The organism is Pantoea sp. GL120224-02 (assembly GCF_900215395.1).
Lineage (GTDB): Bacteria > Pseudomonadota > Gammaproteobacteria > Enterobacterales > Enterobacteriaceae > Pantoea > Pantoea communis.
The window spans coordinates 225648-244524 of sequence record NZ_OBEC01000006.1 but is presented as its reverse complement, the minus strand read 5'-3'; the positions used below and the strand labels follow the sequence as shown (position 1 = coordinate 244524).

Annotated in this window: 18 protein-coding genes; 5 read left to right on the top strand and 13 right to left on the bottom strand. The window is 55.6% G+C overall.

The annotated features are described in order from the left end of the window. Positions 1 to 7 precede the first annotated feature (7 nt). Positions 8 to 490, top strand: a complete 483-nt coding sequence (locus tag CRO33_RS14045) for a DUF1456 family protein (RefSeq protein ID WP_034827905.1) — start codon at positions 8 to 10, stop codon at positions 488 to 490. Positions 491 to 695: 205 nt separating this feature from the next. On the opposite strand, the gene CRO33_RS14040 is transcribed toward CRO33_RS14045, so the two are convergent. Continuing rightward, the gene (locus CRO33_RS14040) at positions 696 to 1565 is read right to left on the bottom strand and encodes a carboxylate/amino acid/amine transporter (RefSeq protein ID WP_097118548.1); all 870 of its coding nucleotides are present in this window, start codon (positions 1563 to 1565) and stop codon (positions 696 to 698) included. 433 nt (positions 1566 to 1998) lie between these two features. Here CRO33_RS14040 and glpT point away from each other — a divergent pair, with 433 nt between their 5' ends. Continuing rightward, positions 1999 to 3339, top strand: a complete 1341-nt coding sequence (gene glpT, locus CRO33_RS14035; protein WP_097118522.1) for a glycerol-3-phosphate transporter — start codon at positions 1999 to 2001, stop codon at positions 3337 to 3339. A gap of 32 nt (positions 3340 to 3371) precedes the next feature. Here the strand turns inward: glpT and yigL are convergent, their stop codons facing one another. Beyond that, complete coding sequence (gene yigL, locus CRO33_RS14030) at positions 3372 to 4172, bottom strand: sugar/pyridoxal phosphate phosphatase YigL (protein ID WP_034827894.1); 801 nt, start codon at positions 4170 to 4172, stop codon at positions 3372 to 3374. A gap of 32 nt (positions 4173 to 4204) precedes the next feature. After that, positions 4205 to 5197 (bottom strand): lysophospholipase L2, encoded by a 993-nt coding sequence (pldB, locus tag CRO33_RS14025; RefSeq protein ID WP_034827892.1) that lies wholly within the window; start codon positions 5195 to 5197, stop codon positions 4205 to 4207. A gap of 104 nt (positions 5198 to 5301) precedes the next feature. On the opposite strand from pldB, the gene rhtB reads away from it, so the two are divergent. Next, the gene (rhtB, locus tag CRO33_RS14020; RefSeq protein ID WP_034827889.1) at positions 5302 to 5925 is read left to right on the top strand and encodes a homoserine/homoserine lactone efflux protein; all 624 of its coding nucleotides are present in this window, start codon (positions 5302 to 5304) and stop codon (positions 5923 to 5925) included. A 146-nt stretch (positions 5926 to 6071) separates the two neighbouring features. On the opposite strand, the gene rhtC is transcribed toward rhtB, so the two are convergent. Genes rhtC through pldA form a run of 3 tightly spaced genes read right to left on the bottom strand, consistent with a single transcriptional unit; the run spans position 6072 to position 9433 of the window. Then, complete coding sequence (rhtC, locus tag CRO33_RS14015; RefSeq protein ID WP_034827887.1) at positions 6072 to 6695, bottom strand: threonine export protein RhtC; 624 nt, start codon at positions 6693 to 6695, stop codon at positions 6072 to 6074. A 12-nt stretch (positions 6696 to 6707) separates the two neighbouring features. Beyond that, positions 6708 to 8531 carry an ATP-dependent DNA helicase RecQ gene (gene recQ, locus CRO33_RS14010; RefSeq protein WP_058960360.1) on the bottom strand — a complete coding sequence of 608 codons (1824 nt, stop codon included), beginning with the start codon at positions 8529 to 8531 and terminating at the stop codon, positions 6708 to 6710. 23 nt (positions 8532 to 8554) lie between these two features. Then, positions 8555 to 9433, bottom strand: coding sequence for a phospholipase A (gene pldA / locus CRO33_RS14005; RefSeq protein WP_034827877.1), 879 nt, complete (start codon positions 9431 to 9433; stop codon positions 8555 to 8557). Positions 9434 to 9598: 165 nt separating this feature from the next. Here pldA and CRO33_RS14000 point away from each other — a divergent pair, with 165 nt between their 5' ends. Further along, positions 9599 to 10069, top strand: coding sequence for a thioesterase family protein (locus CRO33_RS14000; RefSeq protein WP_097118521.1), 471 nt, complete (start codon positions 9599 to 9601; stop codon positions 10067 to 10069). Between the two features lie 20 nt (positions 10070 to 10089). Further along, the gene (gene rarD / locus CRO33_RS13995; protein ID WP_034827874.1) at positions 10090 to 10989 is read left to right on the top strand and encodes an EamA family transporter RarD; all 900 of its coding nucleotides are present in this window, start codon (positions 10090 to 10092) and stop codon (positions 10987 to 10989) included. Here the strand turns inward: rarD and CRO33_RS13990 are convergent. The 7 genes from CRO33_RS13990 to dapF form a co-directional block, all read right to left on the bottom strand. After that, positions 10960 to 12012, bottom strand: a complete 1053-nt coding sequence (locus tag CRO33_RS13990; RefSeq protein WP_058960363.1) for an AbrB family transcriptional regulator — start codon at positions 12010 to 12012, stop codon at positions 10960 to 10962. The two genes, rarD and CRO33_RS13990, sit on opposite strands and share 30 nt — an antisense overlap. 94 nt (positions 12013 to 12106) lie before the next feature. Further along, positions 12107 to 13060: a magnesium/cobalt transporter CorA gene (gene corA / locus CRO33_RS13985; protein WP_034827871.1), complete on the bottom strand. Its 954-nt coding sequence runs from the start codon at positions 13058 to 13060 to the stop codon at positions 12107 to 12109. Positions 13061 to 13380: 320 nt separating this feature from the next. Beyond that, positions 13381 to 15543, bottom strand: a complete 2163-nt coding sequence (gene uvrD, locus CRO33_RS13980; RefSeq protein ID WP_097118547.1) for a DNA helicase II — start codon at positions 15541 to 15543, stop codon at positions 13381 to 13383. A 175-nt stretch (positions 15544 to 15718) separates the two neighbouring features. Further along, a complete protein-coding gene (yigB, locus tag CRO33_RS13975) occupies positions 15719 to 16435 on the bottom strand; it encodes a 5-amino-6-(5-phospho-D-ribitylamino)uracil phosphatase YigB (protein WP_097118520.1) in 717 nt (238 codons plus the stop codon). Next, the gene (xerC, locus tag CRO33_RS13970) at positions 16432 to 17343 is read right to left on the bottom strand and encodes a tyrosine recombinase XerC (protein WP_058960365.1); all 912 of its coding nucleotides are present in this window, start codon (positions 17341 to 17343) and stop codon (positions 16432 to 16434) included. The genes yigB and xerC overlap by 4 nt, the downstream gene beginning before the upstream one ends. Beyond that, positions 17340 to 18044: a DUF484 domain-containing protein gene (locus CRO33_RS13965; RefSeq protein WP_034827865.1), complete on the bottom strand. Its 705-nt coding sequence runs from the start codon at positions 18042 to 18044 to the stop codon at positions 17340 to 17342. Before CRO33_RS13965 ends, xerC begins: the two co-directional genes overlap by 4 nt. Continuing rightward, positions 18041 to 18865, bottom strand: coding sequence for a diaminopimelate epimerase (gene dapF / locus CRO33_RS13960; RefSeq protein ID WP_058960398.1), 825 nt, complete (start codon positions 18863 to 18865; stop codon positions 18041 to 18043). The genes CRO33_RS13965 and dapF overlap by 4 nt, the downstream gene beginning before the upstream one ends. Positions 18866 to 18877: the final 12 nt, after the last annotated feature.

Below are 18877 nucleotides of genomic sequence, written 5' to 3'. Positions count from 1 at the left end.
TTTCACCATGACGAGTAACGATGTTCTGCGCAGCGTGCGCTATATGCTTGATTTGAGCGATAGCAAAGTGGTGGAGATTTTTGCCTTAGCGGGCAGTGAAGTGCCGCTGGAGGATGTGCAGGCGTGGATGAAGAAGGATGAGGATGCGGCGTTCCGTAAGTTGCCGGACGTGCTGATGGGCTATTTCCTCAACGGTTTGATTTTCTTCCGTCGCGGTAAGAGTGAAGATGCGCCCGCACCTTCAGTTGAACGCCGTATGAATAATAATATTTTCATCAAGAAGCTGCGTATCGCGTTTGCGCTGAAGACCACGGATATTCCGGTGGTGCTGGAGAAGGCAAACTTTAAGATTTCCCAGGCGGAAGTCGGTGCGATTTTCCGCAATCCGGATCATAAAAACTACCGCGAGTGCGGTGACCAGATTCTGCGTAACTTTTTGAAGGGATTGACGATGATGAATCGTCCTGCGGCGCCAGCCAAGAAGGTGTAATCGCTTTTTGATCGGAGTTAGGTCAGATACAGGCCGCTCCGATCACGAAGGAATCTCACATCCCTGTGGATCGGCCTCGCCATCCATGGCTCAGACGCTTCGCTCTTCGTAGCGGCCTGTATCTTCCCTTTGGCTTAGGTGCTGCTTTTTCCCAGCACATAGCGCTTCTGCAAGTTCAACGAAACCATATCAAGGATCGTCTCACTCAGGCATCGCTTTTGGACCCATGTCCCACTACCCAGCGCTTATGCACGTATAGCGAAGCGAAAATGACAATCGCCCCGGCAATAAAGCTCGGCCAGTGCGGTTTCTCTTGCCAGATCGCCAGATTGACCAGCAAGCCCGCTGGCACGTGCATGTTGTTCATAATGCCCAGCGTACCGGCATCGACCTGCGTCGCACCGTAGTTCCACATAAAGTAGCCCAGCCCGGAAGCCGCCACGCCCAGCCAGACCAGAATGCCCCACTGCAGTGAGGTGGTTGGCAGTTTGTTCGGGTTACCCCACAGGCTCCACGCAATGATGGCGATGATCACCGCGCCAAGATAGAACCACGAGAAGGCCGTGTGTTGCGGCATTGGGCGGGTTTCCTGCAAGCGCTTGTAACCAACCATACCAATGGCGAAGCAGATGTTAGCCGCCTGAACCAGCAGCAAACCGAACCAGAAATGATCGCTGACTTTGTCATAGCGAATGATGGCCGCACCGGCTACCGCCAACAGCGCGCTGAAGGCATAGCCGATTCGCAGCCGACGTCTGCTGAGCAAATCGTAAATCAGCGTGACATAGAGCGGCGTCATCACGGTAAACAACAGGAATTCTGTCACGCTGAGGTAGGTATAAGCCTCAAAACTCAGCAGATACATGACGCCAAGTTGCAGCATCCCCACCAGCATATACAGCAGGATGGTTGAGGCGCGATAGCCCTTCCAGCGCAGGAAGGGCAAAAAAACGAGCGCAGCTAACCCAAGGCGCATCAGTACAGAGAACCAGGAGTCAACCTGGCCCGCAAGGTATTCCCCTATCAAACTAAAGGAAAAAGCCCACAAAATGGTGGTAACGATCAGTAACAGCACGGTATTGATCCCAAAATGAACAGTGGCGCTAGTGTAAACAAACTGTCGTGGACGGGCTGAAATATCTGGTTGACGAGTGGTCAAATTAAAATCAAACAAATCGCCGTATCCCCGTCACTCATTAAGATAAGGTCCATTGCTGAAATCAGGTCGCTGGTTGCAGATGCAGTGAATCTGATTCGACACGGCAACGGATTCCCCTTACAAACCCAAAAGCCCCGACGCCTCATGCGCGAATACCAACATTTCCTGGTTTATATCGCTCTTTAATGTCATCAAACTGTAACAATTGTGTCACACATCACAGTAACGTGGCGCAACCATCACTATCCTTTGCGCGAAATGGAACTTTGGTTTTGTTGTTACGCCAGAGGGCTTTTGACCCAACCTGCTGGGAATTTATAAAAATATTGCGCCCTGGAGGGCCACCTTCATGTTAAGTATCTTCAAACCGGCACCGCATCAGCCGCAAGTCGCTGACGATCGTGTCGATCCGCTCTATCGTCGGCTACGCTGGCAAATCTTCATCGGCATTTTCTTTGGCTATGCCGCCTATTACCTGGTCCGTAAAAACTTTGCGCTGGCGATGCCCTATTTGGTTGAGCAGGGCTTTTCGCGTGGCGATCTTGGCTTTGCGCTGTCCGGAATCTCCATCGCCTACGGTTTTTCCAAGTTCATCATGGGTTCCGTCTCTGACCGTTCAAACCCGCGTGTCTTTTTACCTGCCGGACTGATTCTGGCCGCTGCGGTGATGCTGTTTATGGGCTTTGTACCCTGGGCCACCTCCAGCATCATGGTGATGTTTGTGCTGCTGTTCCTGTGCGGTTGGTTCCAGGGCATGGGCTGGCCACCGTGCGGTCGCACTATGGTGCACTGGTGGTCGCAGAAGGAACGCGGCGGGATTGTCTCAGTATGGAACTGCGCCCATAACGTGGGTGGTGGTATTCCGCCCTTACTGTTTCTGCTGGGTATGGCATGGTTTAACGACTGGAAAGCCGCGCTCTACATGCCGGCGTTTGGTGCCATCCTCATCGCGATTATTGCCTTTGCCCTGATGCGCGATACGCCGCAGTCTTGTGGTTTGCCGCCGATTGAGGCGTACAAGAATGATTATCCGCCAGACTACAGCGAGGATCATGAGGAGGAGTTGACGGCGAAGCAGATTTTTATGCAGTACATCCTGCCTAATAAGCTGCTGTGGTATATCGCGCTGGCCAACGTGTTCGTTTACCTGCTGCGCTACGGCATTCTCGACTGGTCACCGACCTACCTGAAAGAGGTGAAGCATTTCACGCTGGATAAATCTTCGTGGGCTTACTTCTTCTATGAATATGCGGGCATTCCCGGCACCTTGCTGTGCGGCTGGATGTCGGACAAGGTGTTCAGAGGCAATCGTGGCGCCACCGGCGTGTTCTTTATGACGCTGGTAACCATCGCCACCGTGGTGTACTGGCTTAACCCGCCAGGCAATCCAGGTATCGATATGCTGTGCATGATCGTCATCGGCTTCCTGATCTACGGTCCGGTAATGTTAATTGGTCTGCATGCGCTGGAGTTAGCGCCGAAGAAAGCGGCTGGCACGGCAGCAGGCTTTACCGGTTTGTTTGGTTATCTCGGAGGATCGGTGGCAGCCAGTGCGATTGTCGGTTACACCGTGGATTACTTCGGCTGGGATGGCGGTTTCATGGTGATGATTGCGGGATCGGTGTTGGCGGTGATTTTGTTGCTGCTCACCATGGTCAGCGAGCATAAACATAAGAAACAGATGGCATAACAAAAGTGGGCCGGTATCACCGGCCCATTTTTTTAAGCAAGGAACAACTTGCGCAACGTATGCGGCACCGCATCTTCAGCGTTGCTGCCAATCACTTCCAGCGTCGGCAAGGTATCTTTCAACCGCTGCTGCGCATTGCGCATAATGCAGCCTTTACCCGCCATGCTCAGCATTTCCACGTCATTCATGCCATCACCAAAAGCGATGCACTCTTTCAATGAGAAGCCAAGCTGCTTTGATACCGCCTCCAGCGCGTGACCTTTCGATACGCCACCCGCCATCACTTCCAGACAGGTCGGCAGTGAGAAGCTGACGTTAACGCGATCGCCCCAGCGCGCTTCGATCGCCAGCTCCAGCGGCACCAGACGTTCGGGATCGTCGCAAGTAAAGAAAACCTTGCTGATGCCGTCGGTTTCAAGCATGCCCGGCTGATAAACCTGATAGTTAAACACCGACTCACGGAAGTAGTCCTGCTCCTCCGGGCGATGACGGCTCATGTACCACTCATCGTCACGATACACGTGCGTCAGGATATGCTCATCGTGGTACTGCAGACCGTAAAGCTCGCTGGCGATATCGGCGTCGAGGTTATGGCTAAACACCAGTTCACCGTCTGCGTTGTGCACGCGAGCCCCGTTGGAAGTAATCATGTACGCCGGAATGCCAAGGTTATCGCGCATCTGGCCTACGTCGATATAGTGGCGGCCGGTGGCGAAAACGAAGTGGACATCTTGCGCCACCAGTTCCTGCAGCGTGGTACGGGCAAAAGGCGTCAGGCGGTGTTCCGGTGAGAGCAGCGTGCCATCCAGGTCGGATGCGACGATGTGGTACATGTAAACCTCTGGTATTGATGTCGGAAAATGAGTTAAACGTGGCGCTCGAAAAAATCGACCACCAGGTTGAGCGCTTCAGCGCGCATAGCGTCTGTTTCAAACAAAATCTCGTGACGCGCGCCTTGAATCACATACGGCACGGTGCCTTCGCAGGGATGTCCTGCGTCGGCCATCGCTGTACAAAAAATATCTTGCGAGCGGTTATCCACCACATCGTCTTCACTGGCCTGCAATACCAGGGAAGGCGTGGTGATTTTCGCTGCCTGGCTGATGATACTGCGTCCGGCATAGACGCCTTCGCGCACCCAATGATAGGTCGGGCCACCGACGCGCAGTCCTGGATCGTCCGCGTAAAAACGCAGGTTGCGCCGATAGCGCTCCCGACTGTGCGTCAGGCGATTAATGCCAAACGGGCTGGCGCGCCAGCGGCCGGTGCCAAGCGCATAGCGTTCGCGAATCGCCGGCAGTTTTTCCGCCCAGTCCAAAATCGGGTGCGCCATCCAGTCAGGCAACGGCAGCACAATGCCAAACATCGGTGCCGAGAATACCGCCGCATGAAAAGCCTGCGGTTGACGCGCCAGAAACAGCGCTAAAATCGCACCGCCCATCGAATGCGCCAGCACGTAGCGTTGCTGATAATGGTTGCTGACCATCTCTTTTAGATACAGCGTTTCTAAGTCGTCAACATAGTGGCTGAACTCAACCACATGGCCGCGATGCGAATCCGCCAGCAAGCGATCGGAGCGGCCCTGCCCGCGATGGTCAATGATCACCACGTCATAGCCGCAGTGGAACAGATCGTAAGCCAGTTCCGGGTATTTGATATAGCTTTCGATGCGGCCGGGAACAATCAGGATGACACGGCGATGTTGCGGTGAGGTGAAACGAACATAGCGAATCTTCAGGTTACCGACGCCGGTGAATTCGCACTCTTCACGACGACGCCAGAAGTCGAGCAGCGGACCGGTAGCAAAGGCGGAAAAGCCTTTCTCTCGCCCGAGCCAACGCTGTTTGTGATGCTGCATCCGTCCCCCTGAAAAAAAGCCTCATCGCGCGTCTGTACGCCATAGCGCACCGCGATATTCTGGCGTATTGTGTCACACTTCGTTCACTTCAGGGAATGTCACGCATGACCATTGAATGGTGGTTAACCTACCTGTTGACCACAACTATCCTCAGTCTTTCACCCGGTTCTGGTGCCATCAACACCATGAGCACCGGCATTAGCCATGGCTATCGCGGCGCGGCGGCTTCCATCACTGGCTTACAGCTTGGGCTGGCGATTCACATTGTGCTGGTGGGTGCCGGTTTGGGTGCGCTATTTTCACAATCGATCATGGCGTTTGAAGTGCTGAAGTGGGCAGGCGCCGCCTATTTGGTGTGGCTGGGCATTCAGCAGTGGCGTTCCGCAGGCGGTATTGATTTGGATGCCGTGGCAAAAGCGATGCCGCGTCGTCGCCTGTTCAAACGCGCCATTCTGGTGAATCTCACCAACCCGAAAAGCATCGTGTTTCTCGCCGCACTGTTCCCGCAGTTTATTCAGCCACACCAGCCGCAGTTGATGCAGTATCTGGTGCTCGGTGTCACCACCATCGTGGTCGATATTATCGTGATGATTGGTTACGCCACGCTGGCAACCCGTATTGCGGGGTGGATTAAAGGGCCTAAGCAGATGAAGCTGATGAACCGCACCTTTGGTGGGCTGTTTATGGCCGTCGGTGCGTTGCTGGCAAGTGCGCGCAGAATTGCTTAAGACGTTTTAAAAAACCGCGGCACCGAGGTGATAACCGTCAGTGCCGCAGCTATTTCAAGGTAGTCAGTGCGCAAGTTCTGAAGCACAGATGCTGAACGTAAAGCGCGCGAGCACTGCCCGGTGGCGAAATGGCAAGTAAACCCGATTTAACGCGAGATAATCAGGTGGATGCCGAATCCGGCAAACAGCACACCCGCCATCCCATCGACCCACTTCGCCATACGCTGATACTTATCACGCATCCACGGTAGTGCAAAAATCGCCGCGACCAGCGTGAACCAGGCAAAGGTCTCGCCGATAATCAGCAGAAACAGGCCCCAGCGTTCCATCGCGCCCACATCGTTGCCGACAAACAGTGAGAACACGCTGCCGAAATAGATAATCGCTTTCGGGTTCGACAGATTAGTCAGAAAACCTTTCAGGAAGCTCATGCCTTTTTTTGGCAGCTCCACCACCGGCGCATCAACCTGCGGGGCTTTATGCTGCTGACGTGCCGAGCGCAGGAGTTGCCAACCCATCCACAGCAGGTACAAACCACCGCCCACCATGATGATTTCATGCAGCCAGGCCATTTTTTGCAGGATCAGATGCAAGCCCATCAGCGCCACACCGGCCCAGATCACGATTCCCAGCGTAATGCCCAACACGCCCATCATCGCCTCTTTACGTGAACGGCTGGCCGCCGTTTGCGACACAAAGAAGAAGTCCGGGCCGGGACTCATCAGCGCAACCAAATGCACCAGCGCGACGGTGGCGAATAACATCAACATGGTTTCTTTCCTTTACTCTTCATCGACATGTTCTTTGATCATCACCAGGAACGGTTTACCAAAACGTTCCAGCTTGCGATGACCGACACCGTTCACGCTCAACATTTCTGACGCGGTAATCGGCATTTGCTCCGCCATCTCAATCAATGTGGCATCGTTAAACACCACATACGGCGGAATGTTGGATTCGTCGGCAATCGCCTTACGCAATTTACGCAGTTTGCCAAATAGCGTGCGATCGTAATTGCCGCTGTGCACTTTCGGCGAGCTGCTGCGGCTCTTCACCGTGACGATACGCGGCACCGCCAGCATCAATGGCACTTCGGCACGCAATACCGGACGCGCCGCTTCCGTTAGCTGTAAAGCGGAGTGCATGGCGATATTTTGCGTCACCATACCAAGATGGATCAGCTGACGCAGCACGCTGACCCAATGCTCCTGGCTCTGCTCACGACCAATGCCGTACACCGGCAATTTGTCGTGCCCGTTATCGCGAACGCGGTGGTTAGTGGAACCGCGCAGCACGTCGACAATATAGCCCATACCGAAGCGCTGGCCGGTACGATAGATGCTGGAAAGCGCCTTCTGCGCCTCCACCAAACCATCATAGCGACGCGGAGGATCAAGGCAGATATCGCAGTTGCCGCACTGCTGCTGACGCCCTTCACCAAAGTAGTTGAGCAGCACTAAACGACGGCAGGTTTGCGCTTCGGCAAACGCGCCCATCGCATTGAGCTTGTGACGCTCAATATCCTGTAACGGGCCGGGCGCCTTCTCCTCCAGACATTTACGGAGCCACGCCATATCCGCCGGATCGTAAAGCATCATCGCTTCTGCGGGCAGGCCATCACGCCCGGCGCGGCCGGTTTCCTGATAGTAGGATTCGATATTGCGCGGAATATCGAAGTGCACCACGAAACGCACGTTAGGCTTGTTGATGCCCATACCAAATGCCACAGTGGCGACCACAATTTGCAAGTCATCACGCTGGAAGGCTTCCTGCACGTGCGCGCGCTGGGCGCTGTCGATACCGGCGTGATACGCGCCGACACTCAGCCCACGGCTTTGCAGACGCGCAGCCGTGTCTTCCACCTTGGCACGGCTGTTACAGTAAATAATGCCGCTCTTACCGCGCTGCTCTTGCACGTAGCGCAACAGCTGATCGGTGGGTTTGAATTTCTCCACCAGCGTGTAGCGAATATTCGGGCGGTCAAAGCTGCTGATTTGAATCAGCGGATCGTCCATCTGCAACAGATGAGCGATGTCATTACGCGTGGTTTCGTCAGCGGTTGCCGTCAGCGCCATCACCGGCAGATCCGGGAAACGCTGACGCAGTTGACCAATCGAGCCATATTCCGGGCGGAAATCATGGCCCCATTGCGAGATACAGTGTGCTTCATCCACCGCCAGCATCACCGGATTCCACTGGTGCAGGCTGTCGAGGAAGTTATCCATCATCAGACGTTCAGGCGCAATATACAGCAGCTTCAGCTTGCCGGTGCGACAATCCGCAAACACTTGCTGCTGCTGCTCACGCGTTTGCGTCGAGTTAAGACACGCCGCTGCCACGCCGTTGGCCAGCAATTGATCGACCTGATCTTTCATCAGTGAGATCAGCGGTGAAACCACCAGCGTCAACCCTTCGCGCACCAGCGCCGGGATTTGATAGCACAGCGATTTCCCGCCGCCGGTCGGCATCACCACCAGACAATCACGCCCGGCAAGAGCGGTTTCGATGATGGTTTGCTGACCGGGACGAAATTGCTGGTAGCCGAAGGTATCTTGTAATACCTGCTGCGCCAGCATTTCCTGATTAAGCACTGCCGATGTTGCCACGGTAATCCTGTTTTTCTGACTGGTTAGAACAGATCGTTGAGTGTTACGCCCACGCCAAAACGGGTCTGGCGGTGGTTATAGTCGATAAGCGATTCACCATACCCGCTGAACAGCTGGGTGTAAAAGCGCACATGTTCAGAGATAGGATAGCTCCAGGCGAAAGTCGCGCCGCCATAGCCGCTGTTCCAGTTGTAATTACCTTCCACGCTGAAAATACTTTCACCCATTTCATAACCGAGCTTGGCGCGATAGTAGCCCATGTACTTGGTGATGTCGGGGTTATCATCATTATTTTCATTTTCTGGAATGCGATACCAGGGTTTGATTTCCGCGAGGAAGTTACCGTTCTGGGCCATCAGACGCGCATAGACGCGGTTCCAGCTGCGTGAAGTCGGATCGCTGCGGCCGTTCGACTCGTGATTCAGACCGGTTTCAATATCACGCAGTGTCCAGCCCGCAAAGGTATAATCCGTTGCCCAGCCGAGGAAAATCTGCGGTTCATAGTTGGTTTCACGGAACGGCGATGAGGCTCCACGGTTAGAGAGCTGCCACCACGAACGTTGCGTATAGGATGCGGCCAATACCGAATTATCACCCAGAATGCCACGCCACAGCGGGAACGCCAGGCTGAGCTGGAATTTTACTTCATCGTTTTTTGCTTTGTCTGCCCAGTTGTACGAAGAGATCGCCTCTTTGTTCATGTCGCTGGTGTAGGTGTAGAGCAAATAGTTGTTTTCGTACGGATAAAGCACGAACGGGTTATCGTGTTTCTCCAACAGGTTCGCAATAATACTGCCCTTCACTGCCGGGGCGTCATGCACCTCTTTTATAGTGGCTTCATCAGCCTGTGCCAGCGCAGGTATCATCAAAGCTGCGGTCAGCAACGCGTATAGCTTACGCATAACATTCTCCAGGGAACTGCGTGTTGTCATTATTAGGCCCATGTTCAAAAAGCACGCCATTCTACACGCAAAGAGACAGGTTGATCAGTGCCGATTTCTGAAACTGGAAAGCCGCGCGAACGCGGCATAATATACACAACTCTTTAACATCTTAAGGCAGAAAACATGTCATCCCCGTTGCTGTCACAGCAGGAAGCTCGCCGTCTGATTGGCGAAATCTTTGTCTATCACATGCCCTTCAATCAGGCGCTCGGTTTGGAGCTGGACCGCCTCGAAGCCGATTACGCCGAATTGGGCTTTGCCAACAAAACCATGCTGGTTGGCAATGCGGCCCAAAATATTTTGCACGGTGGCGTGATTGCCTCAGTGCTGGATGTCGCTGCCGGGCTGGTGTGCGTCAGCCATGCGCTGTCGCGTCAGGAGAGCATCAGCGAAGAGGAGTTGCGTCAGCGTCTGTCGCGCATGGGCACTATCGATATGCGCGTTGACTATCTGCGCCCCGGACGCGGCGAACGCTTTGTCGCTACCAGCAGCCTGCTGCGCGCCGGCAATAAAGTGGCGGTAGCGCGAGTGGAACTGCACAACCAGCAGGGCGATTATATCGCCACAGCAACCGCCACCTATTTGATTGGCTAGTTAGCTTTTTGGAAAGCATGATGGATACGCAACAAACGCGTCAGGGCATTGGCTATGCGCTCGGCGCTTATTTTATCTGGGGCATTGCGCCAGCCTACTTCAAGCTGGTGAAAGAAGTCCCGCCAACAGAAATCATGACGCATCGCGTGATTTGGTCGGCACTGTTTATGCTGGTACTGATTACCCTGAGCCGGAGCTGGCAGCAGGTGCGCACGGTGCTCGCTCAGCCAAAGAAAGTGCTGTTGCTGGCCGTCACTGCCGTCACCATTGGCGGCAACTGGCTGCTGTTTATCTGGGCAGTGAATAATCAGCACATGCTGGAAGCCAGCCTCGGCTACTTTATCAACCCGCTGATCAACGTAGTGTTTGGCATGCTGTTCCTGCGCGAGCGCTTCCGCCGCTTGCAGTGGCTGGCGGTGTTGCTGGCAACGATTGGCGTGCTGGTGCAGCTGTGGCAATTTGGCTCGCTGCCGATTATTGGCCTGGGGCTGGCGCTAAGTTTTGCTGTCTACGGTCTGCTGAGGAAAAAAATCCAGGTGGATGCGCAGAGCGGCATGCTGATCGAGACCGCATGGTTATTCCCGCTGGCGGCCATCTATTTGTTTGGCTTTGCTGACAGCGCCACCAGCCACCTCAGCGCCAATCCAATGAGCCTCAATTTCAAGCTGATCGCGGCGGGCATCGTCACCACGATTCCGCTGATGCTGTTTGCCGCCGCCTGTGCGCGTCTGCGTTTGTCGACCGTGGGCTTTTTCCAATACCTCGGTCCCACGTTGATGTTCCTTTTGGCCGTGCTGTTCTACGGCGAGAGCCTGACGCCGGACAAGATGGTCACCTTCGGCTTTATCTGGCTGGCACTCGCCGTATTTATCGTTGATGCCATCGCGTTCTCAGCTCGCACCCGCGTGCGCGTAGCGTGAGATAAAACGCGCGATAGCCGGGCCGGTCAGCAGGATGGTGAACAGGCGTAAGGTCTGCAACGCCATCACAAACGCGATATCGACCCGGCTGCCCGCCGCAATAATCGCCACGGTATCCAGCCCGCCCGGGCTGGTTGCCAGATACGCCGTCATCAGATCGACGTGCAGCACCTGCGTCAGCATCCACGCCAATCCACCACACAGCAGCATCAAGCCGAAAATCGACACCAGCATTTGCGGAAGGGTGCGCAGCGCCAGCAGGAAGATCGGGCGCGTAAAGCGCAAACCCACGCTCCAGCCAATCAACGCATAGGCCAGCGCCAGCAACCACTCCGGCACCTGCAAAGTGGCGACATCGGTGCCGTGGAGCGTCGCACCAATCAGCGCGGGCAGCAGCAGCGCACCCGAAGGGATACGCAGTTTTTGTCCCAGCCAGGCGCCCGCGAACATCACCACCAATGTCAGGATGAAGCTGCTTTGTAAAGCAGGGAACCATACCAGCTCCACTGCACCACCGTTGGTGCCCAGCCCAATGCGCGCCACCACTGCCGCCGCAGTCGCCACAAACAGAACGCGCAGATACTGCATAAACGCCACTAAGCGCACGTCCGCACCGAAATCACCGGCCATCGCCACCATCGCAGAAGCGCCGCCGGGAGACGATCCCCACGCACCGGTTGGCCCTGGAAGGTTGCTAAAGCGCACCAGTAGAAAACCTGACAAACCGCTGGCCGCCAGCGTAAGCACCAACACCGCCAGCACCACCGGCCAATCCGCTAACAGCGGTGAGAGAATAGCCGGTGACAGTGTTTGCCCGATCATGCAACCCAACACCGCTTGTGCGAGCACAAACAAACGTTTGTCGATGCGTACGGTGGCGCCAGAAAGGCCCATGACGGTTCCGACGATCATCGGACCTAAAAGCAGTGCAGCAGGAAGGTGAAACAGCTGGAGAATGATCCCCAGTACTAACGAAGCAATCAGCAGAATGGTCCACTGCTGTCGCAAAGAAAAACGCGCCATAGGGTGGAAATCAGAAAGTGGGAAGTGACAACAGCCTACGCAGAATTGTGATGCAGCGCCAGTTTAAAGGGCCGCAAATGCGGCCCCGAAAGCGTTACAACCAGTTTTTCCGTTTGAAATAGAGGTACGGTGCCAGACCGGCAAGGATCATCAGCGTAATCGCGCCAGGATAACCAAAACTCCATTTCAGCTCAGGCATAAACTCGAAGTTCATCCCGTAGCTGGATGCCACTAACGTGGGTGGCAGGAATACCACCGACACCACTGAGAAGATCTTAATGATGCGGTTCTGCTCTATGTTGATAAAGCCCATCGCCGCCTGCATCAGGAAGTTGACCTTCTGGAACAGCGATTCGTTATGCGGCAGCAGGGATTCGATATCGCGCAGGATTTCACGCGCCTGCTCCAGCTGATTGCCCGGCAGGCGAGCTTTACGCACCAGGAAGTTCAATGCACGTTGGGTATCCATAAGACACAAACGCACTTTCCAGCCGATATCCTCCAGCTCCGCCAGACGCGACAGCGCCTGATCGTACTCTTCGCCCTGTTGCCCTTCCATGATCACGCGGCTGAGTTTTTCCAGCGCGCTGTAGATGTTCTCGATCTCATCCGCCAGCTGTTCGATTTTCGTCTCAAACAGATCCAGCAACAGCTCGTAGGCGTTGCCATCGGTCAGCGTCTGGTTGCGCGCACGCATACGATACAGACGAAAAGCCGGCAGTTCGCGCTCGCGTAATGTATAGAGGCGATCTTCACGGATGGTGAACGCCACGGTGGAGTTGCCAGCGTGGTCTTCCGCATCTTCAAAGAAGAAGAAGGAGTGAATGTGCAGTCCATCTTCATCTTCGAAGAAACGTGCGGAGGCCTCGATGTCTTCCAGCTCCGGACGCGTCGCCAGGCTTTGACCCAGCTCAGATTGCACACGATCACGCTCAGTGTCGTCGGGCTCGATGAGATCGACCCACACCGAGGTGTTGAGTGTGTCGTTGTTGTCTTCCAGTTCGATGCGCGTCAGGCGATCGCGTTCGAGTTTAAAAGCGCTCAGCATAGCAATACTCCCCATTGCAGACGTAATGGGACAAGGCGGCACACCGTGATGCCGAAGGCAAAACGGGCACGGCAAAGCCTGAACGCGGAAACTTTCGCTTCAAGGGTAAATCAGTGCTGACTCGTGCGACGAGAGTGTAAAGGGAGGTCGCTGATAACCGCTAAGGCTACCCGCGTATAGAGGTAGCCTTAGATGTCATTCCTGTTAAACAGGCGGTTGAGCCAGCATCGACTGGGCGCGTCCAAGGCATTGTCCTCTCATGATAATAGTGCGCGCATGTTACGCTGAGACGAAAAAGTCGTCAAGGTAACGCAACGGCGCTACACCGTTTCCAGACGCGCGTACGCCGCCACCAGCCACTTGATGCCCTGGCCCTGAAATGCCACCTGCAAGCGGCTGTGTTCACCGCTGCCTTCGAGGTTGATGATGGTGCCTTCACCGAATTTGGCATGGCGTACACGCTGGCCCAGCGCGAATCCACTGTCGTTTTCCGTGATTAGCGTGCCCATGCGTTGATGGCTCACCGGACGGCTCACACTGGCGCGCAGACGCACTTCCTCGACGCACTCTTCCGGCAATTCGCCGATAAAACGCGATGGACGGTGATACACTTCTTTACCATAAAGGCGGCGAGTTTCGGCGTAGGTCAGCGTGAGCTTCTCCATCGCGCGCGTGACGCCAACGTAGGCAAGACGACGTTCTTCTTCGAGGCGGCCACCTTCATCCAGCGACATCTGGCTGGGGAACATGCCCTCTTCCATACCCACAATAAAGACCTGAGTGAACTCAAGACCTTTCGCCGAGTGCATGGTCATCAGTTGTACCGCATCCTGCCATTTGTCGGCCTGACCTTCACCGGCCTCCAGCGCCGCATGCGACAGAAACGCCTGCAGCGGCATCAGATCTTCGTCCTCGTCCTGATAGCTGAACTGACGCGTTGCCGTCACCAGCTCCTCTAAGTTTTCGATACGTGCCTGGCCTTTTTCGCCCTTTTCCTGCTCGTACATGATCCACAGGCCGGAATCCTTGATCACGCGATCGGTCTGCACGTGCAGTGGCATATCGGCGGTTTCCGTGGCCAGCGAATCCACCAGCTCGCAGAAGCGCTGCAGCGCGGAAGCCGCACGTCCCGCCAGGGCTTTGTTTTGCAGCAGTTCACGCGTCGCTTGCCACAGCGTTAATTGCTGTTCGCGCGCGGTCTGGCGCACCACATCCAATGTGCGATCGCCCACGCCGCGCACTGGCGTGTTCACCACGCGCTCAAACGCGGCATCGTCATTGCGGTTCACCATCAGACGCAGATACGCCAGCGCATCTTTGATCTCCTGGCGTTCGAAGAAGCGCATGCCGCCGTAAATACGGTACGGCATGCTGCCTTGCAACAGCGCCTCCTCCAGCACGCGCGACTGGGCGTTGCTGCGGTAGAGAATGGCGCAATCCTGCAGCGCATTGCCGTTCTCATGCCAGGTTTTGATGCGGTTGACCACGAAGCGCGCTTCGTCTAATTCGTTAAACGCGCAGTAGAGGGATATCTTTTCGCCGTCACTGCCATCGGTCCACAACTCTTTACCGAGGCGACCATTGTTATTGGCGATCAGCGTGTTAGCCGCTTTCAGGATGTTATTGGTCGAGCGGTAGTTTTGCTCCAGGCGAATGGTTTCCGCGCCAGGGAAATCCTGCAGGAAGCGCTGGATGTTCTCGACCTGCGCGCCACGCCAGCCGTAAATCGACTGATCGTCATCCCCGACGATAATCACACGACCGGTATCGCCCGCCAGCATACGGATCCACGCGTACTGGATGTTGTTCGTATCCTGGAATTCGTCCACCAGCACGTTGCTAAAACGCTCGCGGTAATGATTCAGGATATGCGGCTTGTTCAGCCACAGCTCATGCGCACGCAGCAGCAGTTCGGCAAAATCCACTAAGCCCGCGCGATCGCAAGCCTCCTGATAAGCCTGATAGATGCGCAGCCAGGTTTGTTCAATCGGATTACCGTAGCTTTCGATGTGTTTTGGACGCAGCCCTTCATCTTTTTTGCCGTTGATGTACCACATGCCCTGGCGTGCAGGCCACTGTTTCTCATCAAGGTTCATGGCTTTGATCAGACGCTTGAGCAGGCGCAGCTGATCGTCGCTATCGAGAATCTGGAAATCCTGCGGCAGATTGGCATCAAGATGATGGGCACGCAGTAAACGGTGCGCCAGGCCGTGGAAGGTACCAATCCACATACCGCCCTGACTGGTGCCGATCAGTTGATCGATACGATGGCGCATTTCAGCCGCCGCTTTGTTGGTAAAGGTCACCGCCATGATCGAGTAAGGCGAGCAGTTCTCTACCGACAGCAGCCAGGCAATGCGATGCACCAGCACGCGCGTTTTGCCACTGCCTGCCCCGGCCAGCACCAGCAGATTGCTGCGCGGCGCGGCGACCGCCTCGCGCTGTTTGTCATTCAAGCCGTTAAGCAGATCAGAAACGTCCATAAGCACCGTTTTGCCAAAATAATAAAAGGAGAATTGAGAAATGCGGTTTCTCAGCATTCAGTCAACGCACCATTTGTAGCGGCGCTATTCATCTCAAAATGAAGGGTGCCGCTACGATTTGTGCGTCAGGAAATGCCTGCCATCATCCAGCCATTAGCTGGATGAACATACAGCATTATAGCAGCGAGGTCAGCGATGCCAACTGATGAATTTCGACGTGCGGCAGCAAACGCGCATCATCAATCTTCATCAGATTGCCATCGCGCAGGTTGATCCAGCAGGCTTGCATGCCCGCGTTTATTGAACCGACCACATCGGTGGTGAGATCGTCGCCCACATGAAGAATATGCTCAGGTGCGATGTTCAAACGCTCAGCCGCCAGCTGATACATATCCTGCCACGGCTTAGCACGGCCGTGCGGGCCGGCGCGCAGGGCGAACTGGAAGTAGTGGTTGATCCCCAGCTTTTCCGGACAGGCATTGCCGTTAGTGATCGCCACCAGCGGGACGCGCTCGCCCAGCCACGTTAGCGTTTGATGCGTCTCATTCGGCATCTCGACTTCGCTGCGCCACTGATGGAATACACCCATCACTTCGCTGGCACCGGCGCGGGCTTCAGCAGCGGATAAGCCGATATTGATCATTGCCAGCTCAACCGAGCGGCGGCGCCACTCAGACACGTCGTGGTAAATTTCCGGCTCACGCGCCAGCAGTTCGTCACGCAGCGCCTGATAATCAGCGGGGGTGAATTCACGCAATGCCGGATGGAAGGCCTGCAACGCGGCGTGGGATTCGGCAGTGGTTTTACGGATCACCGGATGGTTGTCATACAGCGTATCGTCGAGATCGAAAGTGATCGCTTTGATCGGGCCCAGCGGGCGGTAGAACTTCATTCAGACTTTCCTCGTTTAGCACGTGGATGCGCCGCGTCGTACACGGTCGCCAGATGCTGGAAATCGAGATGGGTATAGATTTGCGTGGTCGACAGATTAGCGTGCCCGAGCAGTTCCTGCACCGCACGCAGATCGCCACTCGATTCGAGCAAATGGGTCGCAAACGAGTGACGCAGTTTATGCGGATGAATATGGTTGGCCACGCCCTGCTTAATGCCCCACTCGGCAAAGCGCTTTTGCACGTTACGCGCTGAAATACGCGTGCCGCGACTGGAAACAAACATTGCATCATCCTGCGGCGCGAAGCTTGCACGCAGTGGCAGCCAGTGTTGCAGCCAGGTCACCGCCGTGCCACCAATCGGCACACGTCGCTCTTTACTGCCTTTCCCCAACACCCACACTTCACCGGCGTCGAGATCGACATGACGACAATCCATGCCCACCAGCTCCGACAAACGTAAACCGCCGCCGTACATGGTCTCCAGCATCGCGCGGTCGCGCACCGCCAGCGGATCGTTCAGGTCGATTTCCAGCAGCTGGTTAACCTCGTCGACATCCATATTTTTTGGCAGATGACGAGCATTGCGCGGCGTGGAGATGCCTTTGGCCGGATTGGCGCTTAGCATCCCCTGGCTGACCTGCCAGTCAAGAAAACTGCGCAGTGCTGACATACGTAATGCCAGACTGCTGGGCCCGAGTCCGGCACGACGGCTGCGAGCCGCCAACTGACGAACCTGTGCGGGCTCCAGTTGTGCCCATGAGGCGATCTTCATCTCATCGGCCATCGCGGTCATCGTCTGCAACTGGCGGGTGTAATTCTTTTGCGTCAACGGGCTGAGCTGGCGTTCGACTTTCAGATAACGCAGAAAGCCCTCAACGGCTGGCTGCAACGGGCTGACGTCACTCATGCGCGTTCAATCCAGCGAGACAGCAGATCCGGCAGCATTTGCGCCAGATGCTGTAACAGCAAAGTGCCCATGCCCGCTTGATAATGCTGGTTGTCGCGGCTGCTGAAAATTAGCACGCCAAGCTCGCCGCGTTCGCCCATCAGCGACATCGCCACCGACCCGATGGCTTTCGCCTGAGGCAACAACAGCAGTAACTCCGGGCCATTCAGGCTGCCAAGGTAATGATGTTCAGCACCAAAGCGTTGAATACGCAGCGGCTCAAAAGCCTGACGAGAAAGACCCAACTGGGTGAAATCAGAAGGTGCGCCGATGTGCCAATGGTCGTTGAACACCCGCACATTGGCGCCGGCCAGACCCAACTCACGCGCCCAACGGTGCAGACGCGTTAACATTTCCTGCAGGCTGTCCGCCGCGGCAAGATGGCCTTGTAACCCCAGCAGACGATCGAACAGTTGATGGTTGGCCGTGGCCTGCTCCATCAACAGCGTGATTTCCTCTTCCAGCTGCTGGATGTGGTTGCGCTGACGCGCCATGTGCCACTCTACTAGCGACACGCTGCCGCGCACCGGGTGCGGCACCATCATCTGTTCAACCTGGCGCGCATTGCGAATAAAGAAATCGGGGTTCTGGCGCAGGAAGGCGCTTACCGACTGATCGTCCAGCAAAACCGCGCTGTCGGTTTGCTCTTCGACATTTTTCATAGATGAATAAACCCATCGTAGACGTGTGTGGCTGGCCCGGTCATAAACAGCGGCTGACCCACTCCTTTCCAGGCGATATGCAGCGTTCCGCCAGGCAAATCAACGCGAACTTTTTCCGCCAGAATGCCTTGCTGAATGCCGCAGGCAACGGCTGCGCAAGCGCCGCTGCCACAGGCCTGGGTTTCACCCGCGCCGCGTTCATACACGCGCAGACGAATGTGTTCAGGATTAACCACTTCCATAAAGCCCACGTTGACGCGCTCGGGGAAGCGTTCGTGGCTTTCCAGCAGCGGACCGAGGGTTTCCACGGCGGCCGTTTTCACACTCTCAACCTGAATCACACAGTGCGGGTTGCCCATCGACACCGCACCAAACATCACGGTCTGCTCCGCAACACGTTGCAGATACAGGCTTTCCGCTTTATTGGCGCGCAGCGGCACCTGTTGCGGATCGAAGTTGGGTTCACCCATGTTGACACGTACCAGCTCATCGCTGGTCACGCTCAGCACCATACGCCCGGTTTGCGTACTCACGCGGATGTCGCTTTTGTTGGTCAGCCCTTTCAGGCGCACAAAGCGAGCGAAACAGCGTGCACCGTTACCGCACTGAGCCACTTCGCTGCCATCGGCGTTGAAAATTCGGTAATGAAAATCGAGATCCGGATCGTAAGGCGGTTCGACGATCAGCAGCTGATCGAAACCGATCCCCAGATGCCGATCCGCCAGACGGCGAATCAGTTCCGGCGAAAAAAAGACGTTTTGCGTCACAGCATCCACAACCATGAAATCGTTGCCGAGACCGTGCATTTTCGAGAACTGCATTTTCTGCTCCGC

Bases quoted from the DNA above. Each gene is read 5' to 3' on its own strand.
- CRO33_RS14045 (WP_034827905.1), top strand. From the start codon at position 8: ATGACGAGTAACGATGTTCTGCGCAGCGTGCGCTATATGCTTGATTTG.
- glpT (WP_097118522.1), top strand. From the start codon at position 1,999: ATGTTAAGTATCTTCAAACCGGCACCGCATCAGCCGCAAGTCGCTGAC.
- yigL (WP_034827894.1), bottom strand. From the start codon at position 4,172: ATGTACCACATCGTCGCATCCGACCTGGATGGCACGCTGCTCTCACCG.
- pldB (WP_034827892.1), bottom strand. From the start codon at position 5,197: ATGCAGCATCACAAACAGCGTTGGCTCGGGCGAGAGAAAGGCTTTTCC.
- rhtB (WP_034827889.1), top strand. From the start codon at position 5,302: ATGACCATTGAATGGTGGTTAACCTACCTGTTGACCACAACTATCCTC.
- rhtC (WP_034827887.1), bottom strand. From the start codon at position 6,695: ATGTTGATGTTATTCGCCACCGTCGCGCTGGTGCATTTGGTTGCGCTG.
- pldA (WP_034827877.1), bottom strand. From the start codon at position 9,433: ATGCGTAAGCTATACGCGTTGCTGACCGCAGCTTTGATGATACCTGCG.
- CRO33_RS14000 (WP_097118521.1), top strand. From the start codon at position 9,599: ATGTCATCCCCGTTGCTGTCACAGCAGGAAGCTCGCCGTCTGATTGGC.
- rarD (WP_034827874.1), top strand. From the start codon at position 10,090: ATGGATACGCAACAAACGCGTCAGGGCATTGGCTATGCGCTCGGCGCT.
- CRO33_RS13990 (WP_058960363.1), bottom strand. From the start codon at position 12,012: ATGGCGCGTTTTTCTTTGCGACAGCAGTGGACCATTCTGCTGATTGCT.
- corA (WP_034827871.1), bottom strand. From the start codon at position 13,060: ATGCTGAGCGCTTTTAAACTCGAACGCGATCGCCTGACGCGCATCGAA.
- uvrD (WP_097118547.1), bottom strand. From the start codon at position 15,543: ATGGACGTTTCTGATCTGCTTAACGGCTTGAATGACAAACAGCGCGAG.
- yigB (WP_097118520.1), bottom strand. From the start codon at position 16,435: ATGAAGTTCTACCGCCCGCTGGGCCCGATCAAAGCGATCACTTTCGAT.
- xerC (WP_058960365.1), bottom strand. From the start codon at position 17,343: ATGAGTGACGTCAGCCCGTTGCAGCCAGCCGTTGAGGGCTTTCTGCGT.
- CRO33_RS13965 (WP_034827865.1), bottom strand. From the start codon at position 18,044: ATGAAAAATGTCGAAGAGCAAACCGACAGCGCGGTTTTGCTGGACGAT.
- dapF (WP_058960398.1), bottom strand. From the start codon at position 18,865: ATGCAGTTCTCGAAAATGCACGGTCTCGGCAACGATTTCATGGTTGTG.